General features: G+C 69.1%; 17 protein-coding genes. 9 read left to right on the top strand and 8 right to left on the bottom strand.

Annotation, left to right across the window (positions count from 1 at the left end):
• Positions 1-111: 111 nt before the first annotated feature.
• Positions 112-1,230 (top strand): glycerate kinase, encoded by a 1,119-nt coding sequence (locus ABZ803_RS10920; protein ID WP_357035234.1) that lies wholly within the window; start codon positions 112-114, stop codon positions 1,228-1,230.
• Positions 1,231-1,269: 39 nt separating this feature from the next.
• On the opposite strand, the gene ABZ803_RS10915 is transcribed toward ABZ803_RS10920, so the two are convergent.
• The gene (locus tag ABZ803_RS10915; protein WP_040871095.1) at positions 1,270-1,626 is read right to left on the bottom strand and encodes a helix-turn-helix domain-containing protein; all 357 of its coding nucleotides are present in this window, start codon (positions 1,624-1,626) and stop codon (positions 1,270-1,272) included.
• Between the two features lie 138 nt (positions 1,627-1,764).
• On the opposite strand from ABZ803_RS10915, the gene ABZ803_RS10910 reads away from it, so the two are divergent.
• Both ABZ803_RS10910 and ABZ803_RS10905 read left to right on the top strand, forming a co-directional pair.
• Positions 1,765-2,643 (top strand): NAD(P)-binding domain-containing protein, encoded by an 879-nt coding sequence (locus tag ABZ803_RS10910; RefSeq protein ID WP_357035231.1) that lies wholly within the window; start codon positions 1,765-1,767, stop codon positions 2,641-2,643.
• Between the two features lie 155 nt (positions 2,644-2,798).
• On the top strand, positions 2,799-3,245 hold the full coding sequence (locus ABZ803_RS10905; RefSeq protein WP_357035228.1) for a nitroreductase family deazaflavin-dependent oxidoreductase: 447 nt from the start codon (positions 2,799-2,801) through the stop codon (positions 3,243-3,245).
• 2 nt (positions 3,246-3,247) lie between these two features.
• On the opposite strand, the gene aroQ is transcribed toward ABZ803_RS10905, so the two are convergent.
• Entirely contained in the window at positions 3,248-3,697 is a 450-nt protein-coding gene (gene aroQ, locus ABZ803_RS10900; RefSeq protein ID WP_357035225.1) for a type II 3-dehydroquinate dehydratase, read from the bottom strand.
• 51 nt (positions 3,698-3,748) lie between these two features.
• Positions 3,749-4,348 carry a hypothetical protein gene (locus ABZ803_RS10895; RefSeq protein WP_357035223.1) on the bottom strand — a complete coding sequence of 200 codons (600 nt, stop codon included), beginning with the start codon at positions 4,346-4,348 and terminating at the stop codon, positions 3,749-3,751.
• A gap of 376 nt (positions 4,349-4,724) precedes the next feature.
• Here ABZ803_RS10895 and ABZ803_RS10890 point away from each other — a divergent pair, with 376 nt between their 5' ends.
• Positions 4,725-6,404 (top strand): NTF2-like N-terminal transpeptidase domain-containing protein, encoded by a 1,680-nt coding sequence (locus ABZ803_RS10890; protein WP_357035220.1) that lies wholly within the window; start codon positions 4,725-4,727, stop codon positions 6,402-6,404.
• Here the strand turns inward: ABZ803_RS10890 and ABZ803_RS10885 are convergent, their stop codons facing one another.
• The 3 genes from ABZ803_RS10885 to ABZ803_RS10875 are packed head-to-tail and all read right to left on the bottom strand — an operon-like array spanning position 6,405 to position 9,427.
• Complete coding sequence (locus ABZ803_RS10885; RefSeq protein WP_357035217.1) at positions 6,405-6,764, bottom strand: DUF3054 domain-containing protein; 360 nt, start codon at positions 6,762-6,764, stop codon at positions 6,405-6,407.
• Positions 6,765-6,813: 49 nt separating this feature from the next.
• The gene (locus tag ABZ803_RS10880) at positions 6,814-7,902 is read right to left on the bottom strand and encodes a YbhN family protein (RefSeq protein ID WP_357035214.1); all 1,089 of its coding nucleotides are present in this window, start codon (positions 7,900-7,902) and stop codon (positions 6,814-6,816) included.
• Positions 7,903-7,906: 4 nt separating this feature from the next.
• A complete protein-coding gene (locus ABZ803_RS10875; RefSeq protein WP_357035449.1) occupies positions 7,907-9,427 on the bottom strand; it encodes an adenylate/guanylate cyclase domain-containing protein in 1,521 nt (506 codons plus the stop codon).
• A 274-nt stretch (positions 9,428-9,701) separates the two neighbouring features.
• On the opposite strand from ABZ803_RS10875, the gene ABZ803_RS10870 reads away from it, so the two are divergent.
• From ABZ803_RS10870 to ABZ803_RS10855, 4 genes are all read left to right on the top strand, one after another.
• Positions 9,702-10,934 (top strand): AI-2E family transporter, encoded by a 1,233-nt coding sequence (locus ABZ803_RS10870; RefSeq protein ID WP_357035446.1) that lies wholly within the window; start codon positions 9,702-9,704, stop codon positions 10,932-10,934.
• Positions 10,894-12,087: a DUF5931 domain-containing protein gene (locus tag ABZ803_RS10865; protein ID WP_357035211.1), complete on the top strand. Its 1,194-nt coding sequence runs from the start codon at positions 10,894-10,896 to the stop codon at positions 12,085-12,087. The genes ABZ803_RS10870 and ABZ803_RS10865 overlap by 41 nt, the downstream gene beginning before the upstream one ends.
• Before the next feature lie 19 nt (positions 12,088-12,106).
• On the top strand, positions 12,107-12,772 hold the full coding sequence (locus ABZ803_RS10860) for a response regulator transcription factor (protein ID WP_040871077.1): 666 nt from the start codon (positions 12,107-12,109) through the stop codon (positions 12,770-12,772).
• 119 nt (positions 12,773-12,891) lie between these two features.
• Entirely contained in the window at positions 12,892-13,527 is a 636-nt protein-coding gene (locus ABZ803_RS10855; protein WP_357035443.1) for a DUF1707 domain-containing protein, read from the top strand.
• Positions 13,528-13,536: 9 nt separating this feature from the next.
• Here ABZ803_RS10855 and ABZ803_RS10850 read toward each other — a convergent pair whose 3' ends face one another.
• Positions 13,537-14,649, bottom strand: coding sequence for an alkene reductase (locus tag ABZ803_RS10850; protein ID WP_357035208.1), 1,113 nt, complete (start codon positions 14,647-14,649; stop codon positions 13,537-13,539).
• A gap of 65 nt (positions 14,650-14,714) precedes the next feature.
• Here ABZ803_RS10850 and ABZ803_RS10845 point away from each other — a divergent pair, with 65 nt between their 5' ends.
• Positions 14,715-15,083: a MerR family transcriptional regulator gene (locus ABZ803_RS10845; protein WP_357035205.1), complete on the top strand. Its 369-nt coding sequence runs from the start codon at positions 14,715-14,717 to the stop codon at positions 15,081-15,083.
• On the opposite strand, the gene ABZ803_RS10840 is transcribed toward ABZ803_RS10845, so the two are convergent.
• Positions 15,080-16,270 (bottom strand): helix-turn-helix domain-containing protein, encoded by a 1,191-nt coding sequence (locus ABZ803_RS10840; RefSeq protein ID WP_357035202.1) that lies wholly within the window; start codon positions 16,268-16,270, stop codon positions 15,080-15,082. The genes ABZ803_RS10845 and ABZ803_RS10840 overlap by 4 nt on opposite strands.
• Positions 16,271-16,347: the final 77 nt, after the last annotated feature.

The raw sequence follows: 16,347 nt of genomic DNA, 5'->3' as shown, positions 1-16,347 counted from the left end.
CTGTGGATCAGTGGTATGCGGCGTTCTTGTGCGGATGCTCATGAGCGCACCGGGCTTCGTAGGCGGAAGTGTCGTGGTGCGTCCGATCCCGTGGCGTCCGAGAATGTGGGGATGACATCCGCTGCGCGAGTGATCCTCGCTCCGGACAAGTTCAAGGGGTCGCTGCCCGCGCCGGAGGTGGCGGCCGCCCTTGCGGCGGGATTGCGCCGGAGCGCGCCGGATGCCGAGATCCGGCAGGTGCCGGTCGCCGACGGGGGTGACGGCACGGTGGAGGCGTTCGTCGCGGCAGGTTGGACGCGGGTGGAGTTGACGGCGCCGGGACCGACCGGGGTGCCGCGCCGGACGGCCTATGCCCGGCACGGCCGGACCGCTGTGGTCGAACTGGCCGCCGTGGTCGGTCTGGCGGCCTTGCCAGGGGGACGACCGGACCCGTTGGGTGCGAGCACGTATGGGCTCGGCGTGGTCCTGGCGCATGCCATGGAGCACGGCGCGACCGAGATCGTGCTCGGCCTCGGCGGCAGTGCCTCCACCGACGGCGGCGCGGGCATGTTGCAGGCCCTCGGCGTCCACATCCTGGATACCGGCGGACGGGAATTGCCGCGCAGCGGAGCGTCTTTGGGCCACGCCGCACGGCTGGACCGCTCCGGCCTGCATCCCGGTGTCGTCGGTGCGACCTTCACGCTGGCCTGCGACGTCGACAATCCGCTGCTCGGGCCGACGGGCGCGACCGCGGTCTACGGGCCACAGAAGGGTGCCGGGCCGGCCGAACTCGACGTCCTCGAATCGGCGCTCACCACCTGGGCCGAACTCGTGGGCCCCGAGTTCACGCGGCTTCCCGGCGCGGGCGCGGCGGGCGGTACCGGTTTCGGCGCACTCGCCGTGCTGGACGCGCGGGTGCGCAGCGGCATCGAGGTCGTGCTCGAGTTGCTGGATTTTCCCGCCCTGCTCGCCGCCGCCACGCTCGTGGTCACCGGTGAGGGATCGCTCGATCGGCAGAGCTTGCACGGCAAGGCGCCGGTCGGCGTGTGCGCGGCCGCTCGTAAGGCGGACGTCCCGGTGGTCGCCGTGGCGGGCCGCACGCTGCTCGCATCCGACGAGATCCGGGCCGCGGGCTTCGCGGGCTGCTACGCGCTAGCCGATCTGGAACCCGACCCGGACCGCTCGATGGCGGAGGCGGCGGCACTGCTCGAACGCGTCGGCGGGCGGATCGCCGCCGAGTGGCTGGATTAGCTCGCCGATGCCGGAACGCCGCTGCTTACCTCGGTCGGATCAGCTCGCCGACGCCAGGAGATTCGCGGACAGCTCGTGCCGGTGCCGGTCGCCCCACTCCTCGAGCGGACGCAGCGCGACGGCCAGCTCCTCGCCGAGCGGCGTCAGCGAGTACTCGACCCGCGGCGGGACCTCCGGATAGACCTCCCGGTGCACGACACCACTGGACTCCAGGTGCCGCAGGTTCTCGGCGAGAACCTTCTCGCTGACCCCGTCGAGCAGCCTGCGGATCTGGCCGAAGCGCTGCGGACCGGTGCCGAGCACCCACATCAGGTGCATCTTCCACTTGCCGCCGACGACATCGATCGCGACCGTCATGCCACACACTTCGTGATCCGCGTCACTGCTCATGCCCATCGCGCTCCTCTGACCTCGTTTCGGACCTCGAGGTAAGCAACCGCACCTCGACGTTCGGTCTTCCCGACTCTACCTGCGGGAACGACCATGAATCCCGGCGCCGAAGCAAGTAACCGACGAGAACCGAAGGGACACATCATGTCCGAGCAGACCACCGCCCACGCAGTCTCCGTCGTCGGCCTCGGGCCGATGGGGCAGGCGATGGTCCGGGCCTTCCTGGACGCGGGCGTCGAGGTGACGGTGTGGAACCGCAGCCCCGAAAAGGTCGACGCCATGGTCGAACTCGGCGCGAAGCGCGCCGCGACCGTCGCCGACGCGCTCGACGCGAACGAGGTCACCGTGCTCAGCCTCACCCACTACGCGGCCATGTACGACGTGCTGGGCCAGGCGACCGGCCACCTGAAAGGCAAGGTGATCGCGAACCTGTCCTCCGATTCGCCGGAGAAGGCGCGCGAGGGCGCGCAGTGGGTTCGCTCGCACGGCGCCCGATTCATCTCCGGCGGCGTCATGTCGGCGGGGGACAACATCACGCACCCGGCGTCCTACATCTTCTACAGCGGCCCGCGTGAGGTGTTCGACGCGCACGCCGAGTTGCTGCGCCCGTTGAGCCCGCAGGAATACCTCGGCGCGGACGACGGCCTCGCGCAGGTCTTCTACCAGGGACTCCTGACCATCTTCCATCCCTGGCTGCTGGCCTTCGACCAGGCCACCGCGATGATCGATCGCTCCGGCCACGACATCGCCGCGTTCGTCCCGTTCGCGATCCGCTCGGCCGCCGCGTTCCCGTACTTCATGGAGGAGTTCTCGGTCGCCAACCAGAACGGCGGCTGGGCCTCGCTGGCCAGTCTGAAGATGATGGTCGCGGGCGCACAGCACATCATCGACGCGAGCGAGGAAGTCGGCGTCGACGCCGTCCTCTCGCACACCGCCCAGGGCCTCTGGCGCAAGGCCGTAGCCGCGAGCGAGCAGGCGGGCAACCCGATCTCCACCTACGCCCTCCTCCGCGGCGACGCCTGACCTCGTACACCCCGCCTCGCAGAGACGTTTCCCGCACGCCCAGACATGCGGAGTGGGTGGGCGGGAAGCCATGGAGAGCAGTGCTCTTGACTTTGCGGCGTACTCCGTGGAACACTTCTCTCTATAGAGAGCAGTGCTCACAACAAGGAGTAGTCATGGACCTCAGCACCCGCTACCTCGGCCCCGCCGGATTCGACCCGATCTTCAACCGGTTCGCCAACCTGCTGCCCAAGCTCGGCATCAGTGTGATGGGGTCGCGACTGCTCGCGGTGCGCGGACGCAAGAGTGGGGAATGGCGCACCACGATGGTCAACCTGATGGTGCGGGAGGACGGTGAGCGCTTCCTCGTCGCGCCGCGCGGGCACACGCAGTGGGTGCGCAACCTGCGTGTGGCGGGTGGGGGCGAGTTGCGGCTCGGCCGCAAGGTGGAGACGTTCACCGCCACCGAGGTGGCCGATGCCGACAAGGTGCCGCTGCTGCGCCTCTACCTGCGGAAGTGGGGCTGGGAGGTCGGCAGGTTCTTCGAGGGCGTGACCAAGGACGCCACCGACGAGGAACTCGCCGCCATCGCGCCGGGGTTTCCGGTTTTCCAGCTGCGGTGAGTTCAGGCCGAACGGGCCAGGAATTCGATGGCGGCGGCGTAACCCTGGATGCCCATCCCCGCGACCACCGCGGTCGCGATGGGAGAGATATAGGAGTGGTGCCGGAACTCCTCACGCGCGTGCACATTGCTGATGTGCACCTCGACGATGGGGAGTTCCGGAATCACCAGCGCGTCCCGTAGCGCCACCGAGGTGTGGGTGAGTCCACCGGGATTGATCACGATGCCCGACTCGGCGCCGCGCGCCTGGTGGATGCGATCGATGAGGGCGCCTTCGGAGTTGGACTGGAAGGCGACGATCTCCCGGTCGAATCTCGCCGCGGTCCGCCCGCACAACTCCACGACGTCCGCGAGCGTGGCCGACCCGTACACCTCGGGTTGCCTGGTGCCGAGCATGTTGAGGTTCGGGCCGTTCAGAACCAGGATCGGGCCCGGCGTCGCGGTCACAGCCATGCACGGCAAGATACCGCGCCGGACCACGCCGTTCGGACCGGACCCGACCGGCTACAACCCCTGCGGACCTTCCGAGCGCAGGTCGTCGACCTTGCGCATGGCTTCGCGCAGTTCCTCCAGCCACGCCTCCGCGTGCTGGCCCGCCAGCTTCACCGTCCAGGCCAGCGCGTCGGCGCGGGAACGGGCGACACCCGCGTCGACCAGCGTGTCGAGTACCTTGCGCTCCGGCTGGCGCAGCCGGGTCATGACGGGCACGGCCAGATGGGTGAACATGATCCGTTCCCCGTCCACCGACACGCCCCAGGCCACATTGCGCCGGTAGCGGTGCTGCGCCTCGTTCGCGATCTGCATGCGGGCGGGGCGGGTCGACTCGCGGAACCGGGCGACCGCGCCCTCTTTGGTCGCGCGCGGCACTTCTTCGGCCGGGGTGTCGGCGTCGTCGGTCTCCGGTGCCTTCTCCGGCTGCGGGATCGCCAGCTCGCCGATGACGACGATCTCGTCCCGATCGACCTCGATCACCGGTGGGCCGGTGAACCACTCACTCGGCAATCTTCCGGCGAACCAATCGGGCACGTCCGACGGGTCCGGCAGGTCGGCCTGCTGCCAGCCGCCCGTTCGCCCGAAACCCCGGCCGCGGTGTGCGTTTCTCATGACGAGTCACCTACTTACTTTTTTGCGGTGCTTTCATTGATTACAAGATTACGTCGCAATCGTCCGATCGGCGTTCCGCTGTACGCGAACGAGGGTCCGATTGCTTCGTTCCGCACCTTTCGGGGTATTTATTGATTCGAAACGTCGACCGCGGGGGTAACCGCGCGACTTTTCGGGAAGGCCGGTACGGTAGCGGCGCCGGTTGCCGCCGAGCGGCCGGGCGATGATCATGAAAGGCCCCCCGAGATGCAAGATCCCGGGGCACAATTGGGATGCTGAGCATGGGTAACGTCCTCGCTACGGAGGCATCGCGGTCTGGTCTTTTTCGGGTACGGTGGTCTTGTTACTGGAGTGACAAGAGTGAAGAGTGGGCGACATGGACGTGTGGGGATCCCGCCGCTTTCGTGTTCGCGGCGCAATGGCACTCATGGGGGTGGCGGCGCTCGCGCTCGGGATCGGGTCGTGCGGGATACACGAGAAGCAGAACGAAGCCGAAGCGGTCGTGGAGCGCTTCACCGATCTGCTCGACGATCAGGACTACACCAAGGCGGCAGACCTGACGTCGTACCCCACCGCGGCTACAGCAACCCTCAAGCAAATGTTTACCGGGTTGCAGGGCGCGAAGGTCGACTACCGAAAGACCCAGTTCATCGGTCTGGACGCGCAGTCCGCGATCTTCAGCATGGACGTCGAGTGGAACTTCGGCGAGCGCAAGACCTGGAACTACAGCCTCGAGGGCAATGTGCGCAAGCTGGCCATCGGCTGGCGGATCTCCTGGGAGCCCGCGGTCGTGATGCCGCAGCTCGCGCACAACCGAACGGTGCAGCTGGTGCGCACCTACCCGACGCCCCCGCCGAAGGTCAACGACATCGCGGGCGCGCCGCTGATGACCGAGCAGACCATCAACGTGGTCAAGCTCGATCCCGGCAAGATGCCCGACCCGGTCGCGTCGACCGACGCGCTCGCCAAGGCCATCGAGCCGGTCGCCCCGCTGATCACCGGTCCGTCGCTGATGCAGCAGCTGGCCACCTCGCAGGGCAAGCCGATCGTCGCGGTGAACCTGCGCGAGGGTGACTTCGAGATCCTGGAACCGCGGATGGCGCCGATTCCCGGCGTGGTGCTGGAGAAGCAGCCGCGGCTGATCTCCGCCGATCGCCGGGTCTGGTCGCCGATGCTCGACGCGCTGCGCAAGGTGCAGCAGGAAAGCCAGGAGGCGCATTCCGGCTGGGGTGTCCAGCTGTTCGAACAGGACGGACGGTTCATCACCCAGCTCGCCGGGCAGCAGGGTCCGCCGGGACCGGACATCGCGGGCACCATGGACCAGCGTTTGCAGCGTGCCGCCGAGGACGCGGTGGTCAGCGTGGCCACCCAGGCCTCGATCGTGGCGATCCAGCCGTCCACCGGGGCGGTGGTGGCGGCCGCGCAGAACAGCCAGGCCAGTGAGCACGGCTCGGTGGCATTCACCGGGTTGTATCCGGTGGGCGGCAATATGGAGTTGTTCCGGGCCGTCGCGGCCTCGGCGAAGGGGAAGGCGCCACAGGACGTCTCGGTACAGGACGCGGCAGAGGCGGCGACCGCGCTCGGCGTCGGCATCGACTTCAAGGTGCCCGGCCTCGACGAGGTGACCGGCCGTCTGGCCGTCGCGGGACGCAGCGCCGAGCAGGTACTGCAAGGCGGCGGTTCGGACGCCGTGCTGGCCAGCCCGTTCGGCATGGCCATCGCCGCGGCCGCGATCGTGCGCGGAGCGGTGCCGCCGCCGATGATCGAGGCAGGCCGCCCGAGCACCACCGATGCCCCGCTCGACCCGCTGCCGCCGCAGACCGCCGACCGGCTGCGCGCCATGCTGCGCGACGCCACCAACGCGCCGGAGCTGGCCGGCGTGCGCCGCTACCGAGACGTCGACGCGTTCGCCGCGACCGCGGGTCCGGACGGGTGGCTGATCGGGGCGATGGGCGATCTGGTCTTCGCCGTCCATATCAACGATGTGGACAGCAAGGACGCCACCGCTCGGATGGCGGCCAGGATGTTGCAGGCACTGGCGACGCCGGAGCCGTGATCAGCGCACGGCTTTGTACACCGCGCGCCAGCCGAGCAGGAACACCGCGAGCACCACGCCGGCCACCAGCACGAAGCTGACCGCCGTGCCCTGACCACCGACCACGCGCAGCAGCATGCCCCCGATCAGGGTGCAAGCCCAGATCACGACACCGGCCGGCCACAGGGCGGTGATGTCGCCCGCGGCGGCGCGCCACCTGAGCGCCACGACGACGAGCCAGCCCGCGATCAGACCCGTCGCGAACGGCCATACGGTGCGCAGCAGGCCGGTGAGCACCGCCTCGTCGTGGCTGCGCCTGCCGATGGCGCAGAAGACGACGACGAGCAGCGCATCGACCACGAAGGGCAGCAGTTTCCTCACGCGGGCCAGCGTAACGGGGCTTCCGAAGACCAGCGCGCGGGCTGATCCGTCACAGCCGCCGCTGCTCGAATTCCTTCTCGAACTCGTCGTCGTCGGCCTCCCTGGTGCGGAACAGGAACCCGAACACGATCCAGCCGACGATCGCGACCAGGACGAAACTCACCATCCGATAGACGAACGCCGCGGCGACCGCCTGCGCGGCGGGCAGGCCCGCGGCGGCGGTGAGACCGTAGATCAGCGTCGCGTCGACGTAGACGATGCCGCCCGGCGCGAACGGGATGGACCCCACGGCCTTGCCCACGGCGAAGGCGAGCAACAGACCGGCGATGCGCGGATCGGCGCCCACCGCGTAACAGGCCGCACCGAGGCAGGCCACGTCGGCGAAGCGGTGCATCAGCGCCCAGAGCGCTACCAAGAGGCCGTCGCGCTTGCCGAGGTCAACCGATTCCAGTTGGCCGAGCACGTCCGCGATCTTGTCCGCCCCCTGCCCCGGTGGCCGTTTGCGCACCCGGTTGACCAGTGCGAGCAGTCTGCGTGCCAGCGCCTCGAGCGAACCGGGATCGCGCGATATGTGATTGCCCGCCCACACCAGCGCGACGACGGCGGCCAGCGAGAGGATCAGGTTGAGCGGACCCACTCGCCCGCCGGACAGCAGCGTGCCGCCGACCCCGAGCAGCGCCAGGCCCACTGCCGCGACCACGCCGGAGAACACCAGCTGCCACGAGGCGACGATCGGACTGGCGCCCCACCGCCTGGTCTGCCGGTAGGTGAACGCGGTGGAGAACACCTGGCCCGCGGGCAAGGTCACCGACATCGCCGTCGCACCGTAGACCACCGCGACGGATTTCCGCTGACTCACCGCGACGCCGCCCGCGTTGAGCAGCTGCTTCTGCACCCGGGCGAAGCCGCTCATGGACACGGCCTGAAGCCAGATCGAGGCGGCCAGCCAACCCCAGTGGATCTCGGTGAGCTTGCGCCAGGACTCGTGCAGGCGCGGCCAGAGGTACACGCCCTCGGCGATCAGGAGGGCCAGCAGGGCGGCGCCGAGCACCCACTTCAGCCAGCGGAATCTGCCACGGCGGGAGCCCGCCGTGGGCGGCGGCGCAGGATCCCCTGCCAGTTCCCCGTCGGCCGTCACGCGGTCAGCCTAACGAACGCGCCGTTTCGGCATCGGTAGCGTCGGGCGCGTCGGCCTGTTCTCGGGGCCAGGCCAGCAGCGTTTTCCTGCGTCTGCCGCGCAGCTGCACCTCGTCGCCGGTTTCCCACTGGTCCTGCTCGCTTTCCTCGGCGAAATACAGCGCGCTACCCGAGGCCAGCGTTCGGCCGGGACGTTCTTTGGCCAGCTCGGTGAGCCGGGATGCCTCGTTGACCGGATCTCCGATCACCGTGTACTCGAAGCGGTTGGCCGCGCCGATGTTCCCCGCGACGGCCAGGCCGGCCGAGACACCGATACCGATGTCGAGGCCGGGGACTTCCCGGAGGGTTTCGCGCAGTTCGCGTGCGGCGGCGAGCGCGGCGGTCGGCGCGTCCGGGCGGTCCAGCGGCGCGCCGAAGATGGCCAGCGCCGCGTCGCCGACGAATTTGTTCACGAAGCCGTGATGGCGGTGGATCACGTCGACCACGATGCGGAAGAACTCGTTGAGCAGGCTCACCACCTCGGTGGGCGGCCGCTCGGCGGCGGCGGCGGTGGAGCCGACCATGTCGACGAACAGCACCGCGACGAAGCGGGTCTCGCCGCCGAGTTCGGTGCCGTAGTCCAGCGCCCGCTGCGCCACCTCCTCGCCGACGTGCTGACCGAACAGCTCCTGGAGCTGGCGACGCTTGGCGGCCTCCTCCATCATCCGGTTGAAGCCCACCTGTAGCAGCCCGATCTCACTGCCGTCGAAGACCTCGACCTGCACGTCGCGCGCCCCGGCCTGCACCCGGTCGATGGCCTGGCTGAGCTGGCGCACCGGGTCGGAGATGCTCGAGCCGGTGAGCATGGACAGCGCGAGCGCCTGCATGATCACCACGCCGCACAGCAGCAGGATGGAGATGGCGAGCGACTGCGCGGAGAACTTCACCTCCGAGGAGATCTGGGTGACGCACAGCAGCACGATCGCGATGGTGGGCGCGAAGGTGCCCATGCCCCAGGTCATCGCCATCCTGGTGCCGACGCCCGGGGTCAGGGTGTGGTCGAAGGTGCCCTCGGTCAGCGCCTGGGCCGCGACCGGGCGCAGAATGCGTTCGCCCAGCATGTAGGTGAAACCGAACACGATGGTCGCGGCCATGCACTCGGTGATGATGACCGCGCCCGCCAGCGCGGGAGTGTCCTTGATGATCAGCGTGGCCAGCACCGCGCCGCCGATCAGCCATAGCGCCAGATGCAGGATCGCCTGGCGCAGCGGTGCGTGCAGCGCGGCCATCTGCTCTTGGCGGCTCGGCGGCCCGCCGCGCATCTGCCAGCGCATCACCGGGCGCAGCATCAACGCGGAGGCGGCCATGCTGAGCAGGCCGCCCGCCACGAAGACCACACCGGGGATCAGCAGGCCGGTGCGCCTGGCGCCGGAGGGCTCGCCCTCGGGGACGGGTAGCCCGTACTGGATGAACGCCCACACCAGAACCGCGCCGAAAGCGTTCGCCAGCAGCATCGATGTCAGGTACAGCGGCCAGCGCGTTCGCATGGTCTGTTTGACCGCTTCCAGAGGCGCCGACACGGGGTCCAATCTAGCGTTTCGATCATGTCGGCATGTCCGCGGCGCTGCGCGGCGGTCGCGGCGGCGGTGATCGCGGACAGGGTGTGGCCGGGCCGGTTAGGCGTACCTCCGCCTTCGCTCCGGCCATGCGCCGGCTCGAGACGGACTACGTCCGGCAGCAGACATTAGGCTCACGGAGGTGACCGACCCGAAGCCAAGTCCAGAGCGGAAAATCACGCTGTCACGGAACGCCGCGGAGACGGTGCACCCGATCGTCCGGGTGTCGGCGGAGTGGGGCTGGCGGCTGCTGGTGCTGTTCGCGCTGGCGATCGCGGCGGCGGCGATCGTGCAGAAACTGGCGACCGTGGTGATTCCGCTCGCCATCGGACTGCTGGCGGCGGCGCTGCTCGCACCGCTGGTGGACTGGATGCAGCGCTTGGGCGTGCCGCGCGCGGTGGGCGTCTTCGTGGCGCTGGTCGGGTCGATCGGTGTGGTCGCGGGCATCATGACCTTCGTCGTCGAACAGTTCGTCGCCGGTGTGCCGGAGCTGTCGAACAAGTTCACCGACAGCATCCACCAGATCCAGGACTGGCTGATCAACGGCAGGCTGCACCTGAGCAACGAGCAGATCCGCAACGTGGGCGACGCCGCCGTCAAGGCGATCCAGTCCAATCAGGACAGCCTGACCAGCGGTGCGCTCACCACCGCCACCGTGATCGGCGAGTTGCTGACCGGTACCTTCCTGACGCTGTTCATCCTCATCTTCTTCCTCTACGGCGGCGATCAGATCTGGGAATTCGTCACCAGGATCGTGCCGACCGACCACCGCGAGCGGGTCCGCACCGCCGGGCGGCTCGGGTTCGGCACGCTGGTCGGATTCGTCCGCGCGACCGTCGTGGTCGCCGCGGTGGACGCCATCGGCATCGGCGCCGGACTGGCCATTCTCGGGGTGCCCTTGGCGCTCCCGCTGGCCTCGCTGGTGTTCATCGGCGCGTTCATCCCGATCATCGGCGCTTTCCTGGCCGGGTTCATCGCCGTGTTCATCGCGTTGGTGACCAAAGGTCTGGTTACCGCGCTGATCGTGCTCGGCATCATCATCGCGGTGATGCAGCTCGAGGGTCACGTGCTGCAACCGCTGCTGCTCGGACGGGCGGTGAGCATCCATCCGCTGGCCGTGGTGCTGGCGATCACGGCGGGCGTGGTGATCGGCGGGATCGCGGGCGGTTTGCTCGCGGTGCCGTTCGTCGCGGTGATGAACACCGCGATCCGGTCGTTGCTCGAAGGACCGGAGGAGTTGTACGAGGAACTTCAGACCGGCGACGACCATCGCGGGCTGTATCAAGCCGAACCCGATCACCCCGATCCCGACCGGTTCGACGTGGCCGCGACGCTGATGGAGGCGACCCGGAAGCGGGCGGAGGCGATGAAGGCGGCGCAGCAAAAGGTGGAATCCGATGACGGCGCGCAAGCCGGCGACGGCCCGGCGCAGGCCTGAGCTGCGCTCGGCCGACGTGGCGACCACACCGCTGTGGCGGGCCGCGCAGGCGCTGCGGCTGGTCACGCTGCTCTACGCGGTCGGACAGCAGATCGCCTCGGTGCCGTACTACACGAATCAGCGGTTGAGCTGGGTGCTCGTCGCCCTGATGGCGGTGTGGTCGGGTGCTTCGGCGATCATGTTGTCGCAGTGGCATTTTCCCGAGGTGGCCAGGCTGCGTATCTGGGTGGTGATCGGCGACCACGTTGTCGTGATCGGGTTGATGGCCGCCACTCGCCTGGTCGCCGATTACGGCTGGTATCACGGACATCAGACGCTGCCGACCACGCTGTGGGCGACCAACGCCGTGATCGGGGCGGCGATCCTGCGCGGCCCGTTCGCCGGTGTGCTGTCCGGAGCGCTGATCGCCGCGGTGGCACTGACGGTGCGCGACCAGTGGGGTGAGGACGTGTGGACGGACGCGACGGTGCCGGTGCTCGTCTCGGTGGGTCTGGCGCTCGGTTTGGCCGCCAACACCGCCCGCCGCGCCCAGGACCAGCTGGAACAAGCGGTGCGGCTGACCGCGGCGGCCGAGGAGCGCGAACGGCTCTCCCGCGAGGTGCACGACGGGGTGTTGCAAGTACTCAGTTACATCAAGCGCCGCGGCAGCGAGATCGGCGGGCCCACGGAGGAATTGGCGTTGCGAGCCGGTGAGCAGGAGGTGGCGCTGCGCGTGCTGATCACCGAGCAGGCCGATCACCGGGACGCGGGGGGCGCCGAGGTCGACCTGCGGCCCCTGCTGACCGCGCAATCCACCCCCGCGGTGTCGGTGTCCACGCCCGGCGAGCCGGTGCGGGTCGGCCGCTGGATGGCGAACGAGATCGCCTCGGCCGTGGCCACGGCGCTGTCCAATGTGGAGCTGCACGCGGGGCCGGATGCGAGAGCATATGTCCTACTGGAGGACACCGGCGACGAACTGGTGATCAGTGTGCGCGACGATGGCGTCGGCATCCCGCCGGGCCGGCTGGCCGAGGCGGAAGCCGAAGGGCGCATGGGGGTCTCCCGATCGATCGTCGGCCGGATCGCGGCACTCGGCGGCAGCGCGGACCTGCTCACCGAGATCGACGGCGGGGTCGGGTTCGGCACCGAATGGGAATTCCGGGTGCCCAGATGAGCGACGACGGGAGGCGCGGATGACGGACCAGGCGGCCGAGTCCATTTCGGTGATGGTGGTGGACGACCACCCGATGTGGCGCGACGGCGTCTCCCGTGATCTCACCGAGGCGGGCTTCCAGGTGACGGCCACGGCCGACGGTGTCGCCGCCGCTGGCAGGCGCGCCGCCGCGGTGCGCCCGGACGTGGTGCTGATGGACATGCAGCTGCCCGACGGCAACGGGGCGCAGGCCACCGCCGAGGTGCTACGGGTGTCCCCGCAGAGCCGGGTGCTGGTGCTCTCGGCCTCGGCCGAGCGCGACGACGTACTCGACGCGATCAAGGCGGGCGCCTCGGGCTACCTGGTCAAAAGCGCGTCGGCGGCCGAGCTCGTCGACGCGGTGCGCGCCACCGCGGCCGGTCAAGCGGTGTTCACTCCCGGGCTGGCCGGGCTGGTGCTCGGCGAATACCGGCGGATGGCGACCGCGCCGGCGCAACCGGACGAGCCACACCGGCCCGCGCTCACCGAGCGAGAGACCGAGGTGCTGCGGATGGTGGCGAAGGGGTTGTCCGCCAAGCAGATAGCGACGCGGCTGGGACTGAGCCATCGCACCGTGGAGAACCACGTGCAGGCGACGCTGCGCAAATTGCAGTTGGCGAACCGGGTCGAGTTGACCCGCTACGCCATCGAACAGGGGCTCGAGTAGGCCAACGGCGCCCTCCGAATCAGGGATCGCCCTGATGCGGAGGTGGTCGCGCGCTCGGTAACCTCGATCCCATGGGTGGGCCCGAATCGGTATCGAAGGCGGTCGGCTCCGGCGGCGCGGTGGGCGACCGGGAACTGCGCGTGTCGGACGCCGAGCGGGAACACGTCGGTCAACTGTTGCAGCGCGCCGTCGGCCTCGGCATGCTCTCGCTCGGCGAGTTCACCGAACGGATGGACACGGCTCTGGCCGCCAGGACGCGCGGCGAGTTGAACGCCGTCCTCATCGATCTGCCGGGTGTGCGCCTGGTCGGGCAGCCCGCCGCGGCGCCGTCGACGTTCGTGAACACCTCGCCCCCGTTCGCCAGGCAGGCCCCCGGCTCGAATGCCACGGGCAACGTGATCCGTTCGCGATTGTCCGGGGTGAACCGCCGCGGCTCGTGGCAGGTGCCGCCCACGCTGCATCTGAACAACTGGCTGTCCGGGGTCACCTTGGACTTCACCGCGGCGATCATGTCGACCCAAGTGGTCGAACTGCGTGTCGACGACTTCTTCGGCTCGATCAACCTGATCGTGCCCGCGGAGGCCACCGTCGACCTGAACGGTCTGGAGCTGATCGGTTCCAGCGTGAACAACAAGGTCCGCACCGGCCCGCCGATCGGCCCGCTGCATCTGGTGGTGCACGGCAAACTGCGATTCGGATCGGTCACCGCGAAGCATCCGTTCATCGCGCAGTGGCGGCGGTTGATGGGTCGCTGAGCGGCCGGGTCAGTGGGTCGCGGGCGCCATGGCCAGCGCCGGGTAGTCGGTGTAGCCCTCCGCGCCGCCCACGTACATGAGGTGCGCGTCGCGGACCGGGTTCAGCGGCGCTCCCGCGCGGAATCGCTCGACCAGGTCGGGGTTGGCCAGGAAGGAACGGCCCAGGGAGATCAGGTCGGCGCCGCCGGCGAGCAGGCGCCGCGCGGCTTGCCCGCCGCCGTCCTCGGGCAGGGGAACGCCCCAGCCCAGGTTCGGGTTGGCGATCAAGGTGCCCGGCCACAGCGACCGAATCCGCTGGAACAGTGGCTGATCGGGGTCGGCGAAGACGTAATGCAAATAGGCGAGGCCGCTTTCCGCCAGTGCCGAGACCAACGCGGGATAGATATCGTCGGTGTCGCCCTCGTCGATGCCGTTGACCGAGACTCCGGGAGAGATTCGCACACCGACGCGCTCGGCACCGATCGCGTCCGCGACCGCTTCGACCACTGCACGGGTGAAACGGATGCGGTTGGCCACGGACCCGCCGTAGGAGTCGGTGCGCTGATTGGTGTTCTGTGCCAGGAATTGGTGCAGCAGATACCCGTTCGCGCTGTGAATCTCCACACCCGCGAATCCGGCCGCGATGGCGTTGCGGGCAGCGGACACGAAATCGGCGATGGTGGTCTCGATGTCGGCGGTGGACATCTCCAGCGGGACAACGGCATCTTGCGCGCCGCTGGGTGTGTGAATCGGTTCGGGCAGCGCGATCGGCGAGGGCGCGATCGGCGACAGCCCGCTGTTGTCCGGATGACCGACGCGGCCGCCGTGCTGGAGTTGCAGGAACATGCGCCCGCCCGCGGCCGCGACAGCGCCGGTCACCGCGCGCCAGCCCGCGATGTGTCGCTCGGTATAGATCCCGGGGATGTCGGCGTAGGTCTGCCCGACCCGGTTCGGCGTGGTCGCCTCGGCGATGATCAGGCCCGCGCTCGCGCGCTGTGTGTAGTAGGTCGCCATGAGCGGGGACGGCGTGCCGTCGGACGCGGCGCGGTTGCGGGTCATCGGTGCCATCACGAGGCGGTTCGGCAGTGCGAGGGAGCCGATGGCCGCGGGCTGGAAGAGAGCGGGTGCCGCTGTGTTCGTCATGGTAGTACGGTAAAACTTGACACTGATGTGAGATTCAAGCCGGAACGGAAAAAGGCAGGTGGCGGATGCGAATCGGGGAACTCGCGGAGCGGACCGGCGTGAGTGAGCGGTCGCTGCGCTACTACGAGCAGCAAGGCATGCTGGCCTCCGATCGCACACCCGGCGGTCATCGCGACTATCCGGAGCGGGCGGTGGACCGGGTCATCCACATTCAGGAGCTGCTCGCGGCGGGACTCACCAGCAAGAAGATCTCGCGGATCCTGCCCTGCATGCGCGACGCGGACGGCGGCCCCAACGAGTACGCCACGCCCGCGCTGGTCGACGAGCTGCGGACGGAGCGGGAGCGGATCACCCGCACCATCAACGATCTCGTGCGCTCGCGCGAGGTGCTGGACGAGGTGATCGAACGGGCCGGTGAACGGGCGACGACCTAGGTGTTGACCCCGACCCGGCGGGCGAACGCGCGCAGCGGCACCTTCCGGTCGTGGTCGAGCAGTTCGGACACGATATGACGCGGCAGGGTCTGGTATTTCAGCCAGTCCGCGCCGCCCACCCGTTCCGCGGTGAGCAAGGCGTCCAGCGCGCGCCGGTGCTGCCCGGTGCGCGTCAGCGCGACCGCCGTGTCGGCGAGGTGCCTGGCCCGCGACGCCTGCGGGAGGCTGCCGTTGACGGGCATGTTCTTGGCCGCGGCCAGCGCCTCCGGGTAGCGCTCGGAGGAGACGTTGACATCGACCGTCTGCATGACGACCTGTGAGGGGCCGAAATAGGTCTCGTAGTCCTGCCGGTCCACGCCGATCCGCATGGCGACTTCGCTCGCGGCCTCGACCAGGGACAACGCGTCCTGCACGTCCTGCGCCCGGCCCGCGGCGGTCGCGCCCTGCAACACCAGCGAGCCGTAGGCGGACAGATGCGCTGGCGTGACGTCGCCGGAGGGCTCGAGGGTCGCGGCCGCGTTGAGCGCGACGCCGCGCGATTCGTCGTAGCGGCCCTGCACCAGCAACTGCCAGGCCACCGAACCGCGGATGGTGGCCAGCAGCAGGGGATCGTTGCCGAGCTCGGCGGCGGTGAGCGCCTGCCGGATCGCCAGGAACGCCGGATCGGTCTGGCCGAGATGTACCAGCGTGCAGCCGGTTACCCAGTACATGCGGGCCAGCAACTCGTTGGCAGGCGCGACCGAACCGTTGCGCGCGGCGTGCACGGTGGCGCGGAGCTGGGTCAACCCGGGCGGGAGGATCGAGGTCAGCAGTTCGTAGCGGCCCGACCAGTAGGCGCCCCAGGCGTAGTCGACCGCCCGGCGGCCGTCGTCGAGGCTGACCGCCGCCTCCTCCTTGGTCTCGCCGAGCAGGTCGTCGACCGGTGTCAAGGCGCGGCGGATCGCCACGATGCCCGCGTCCGGATCGGTAGACGGCACACCTTGGCGCTTGCCGATCAGATCGGCGATATCCACGTCCAGGGCGCGCGCTATCTTCTGCAAGCTGGCGATGGAGGCGGTCTGACGGCCGCCCTGCTCGAGCTTGCGCACCAGATCCACGCTGACTCCCGCCTGGTCGGCGAGTTGGCGCTGGGTGAGCGCCTTGCCGCGGAACTGGCGGATCCGAACTCCGATCGACGATTCGTCCATACCCAAGTCCTTTGTTAAATCTGGGTTTCAGAGTACGACGCTATGTTATCTGGGACTACCGAAGTGGGACATTGCGT

Origin of the sequence: Nocardia sp. NPDC047648 (genome assembly GCF_040642815.1) — a bacterium.
Classification (GTDB): domain Bacteria; phylum Actinomycetota; class Actinomycetes; order Mycobacteriales; family Mycobacteriaceae; genus Nocardia; species Nocardia gamkensis.
Note: the sequence above shows the minus strand (reverse complement) of the source record. Positions and strands in the feature narration are given on the sequence as shown.

What these genes read in the sequence shown, in the direction of transcription:
- ABZ803_RS10920 (WP_357035234.1), top strand. Translation starts at nt 112, where the DNA reads ATGACATCCGCTGCGCGAGTGATCCTCGCTCCGGACAAGTTCAAGGGG.
- ABZ803_RS10915 (WP_040871095.1), bottom strand. Translation starts at nt 1,626, where the DNA reads ATGGGCATGAGCAGTGACGCGGATCACGAAGTGTGTGGCATGACGGTC.
- ABZ803_RS10910 (WP_357035231.1), top strand. Translation starts at nt 1,765, where the DNA reads ATGTCCGAGCAGACCACCGCCCACGCAGTCTCCGTCGTCGGCCTCGGG.
- ABZ803_RS10905 (WP_357035228.1), top strand. Translation starts at nt 2,799, where the DNA reads ATGGACCTCAGCACCCGCTACCTCGGCCCCGCCGGATTCGACCCGATC.
- aroQ (WP_357035225.1), bottom strand. Translation starts at nt 3,697, where the DNA reads ATGGCTGTGACCGCGACGCCGGGCCCGATCCTGGTTCTGAACGGCCCG.
- ABZ803_RS10895 (WP_357035223.1), bottom strand. Translation starts at nt 4,348, where the DNA reads ATGAGAAACGCACACCGCGGCCGGGGTTTCGGGCGAACGGGCGGCTGG.
- ABZ803_RS10890 (WP_357035220.1), top strand. Translation starts at nt 4,725, where the DNA reads ATGGACGTGTGGGGATCCCGCCGCTTTCGTGTTCGCGGCGCAATGGCA.
- ABZ803_RS10875 (WP_357035449.1), bottom strand. Translation starts at nt 9,427, where the DNA reads ATGCGAACGCGCTGGCCGCTGTACCTGACATCGATGCTGCTGGCGAAC.
- ABZ803_RS10865 (WP_357035211.1), top strand. Translation starts at nt 10,894, where the DNA reads ATGACGGCGCGCAAGCCGGCGACGGCCCGGCGCAGGCCTGAGCTGCGC.
- ABZ803_RS10860 (WP_040871077.1), top strand. Translation starts at nt 12,107, where the DNA reads ATGACGGACCAGGCGGCCGAGTCCATTTCGGTGATGGTGGTGGACGAC.
- ABZ803_RS10850 (WP_357035208.1), bottom strand. Translation starts at nt 14,649, where the DNA reads ATGACGAACACAGCGGCACCCGCTCTCTTCCAGCCCGCGGCCATCGGC.
- ABZ803_RS10845 (WP_357035205.1), top strand. Translation starts at nt 14,715, where the DNA reads ATGCGAATCGGGGAACTCGCGGAGCGGACCGGCGTGAGTGAGCGGTCG.
- ABZ803_RS10840 (WP_357035202.1), bottom strand. Translation starts at nt 16,270, where the DNA reads ATGGACGAATCGTCGATCGGAGTTCGGATCCGCCAGTTCCGCGGCAAG.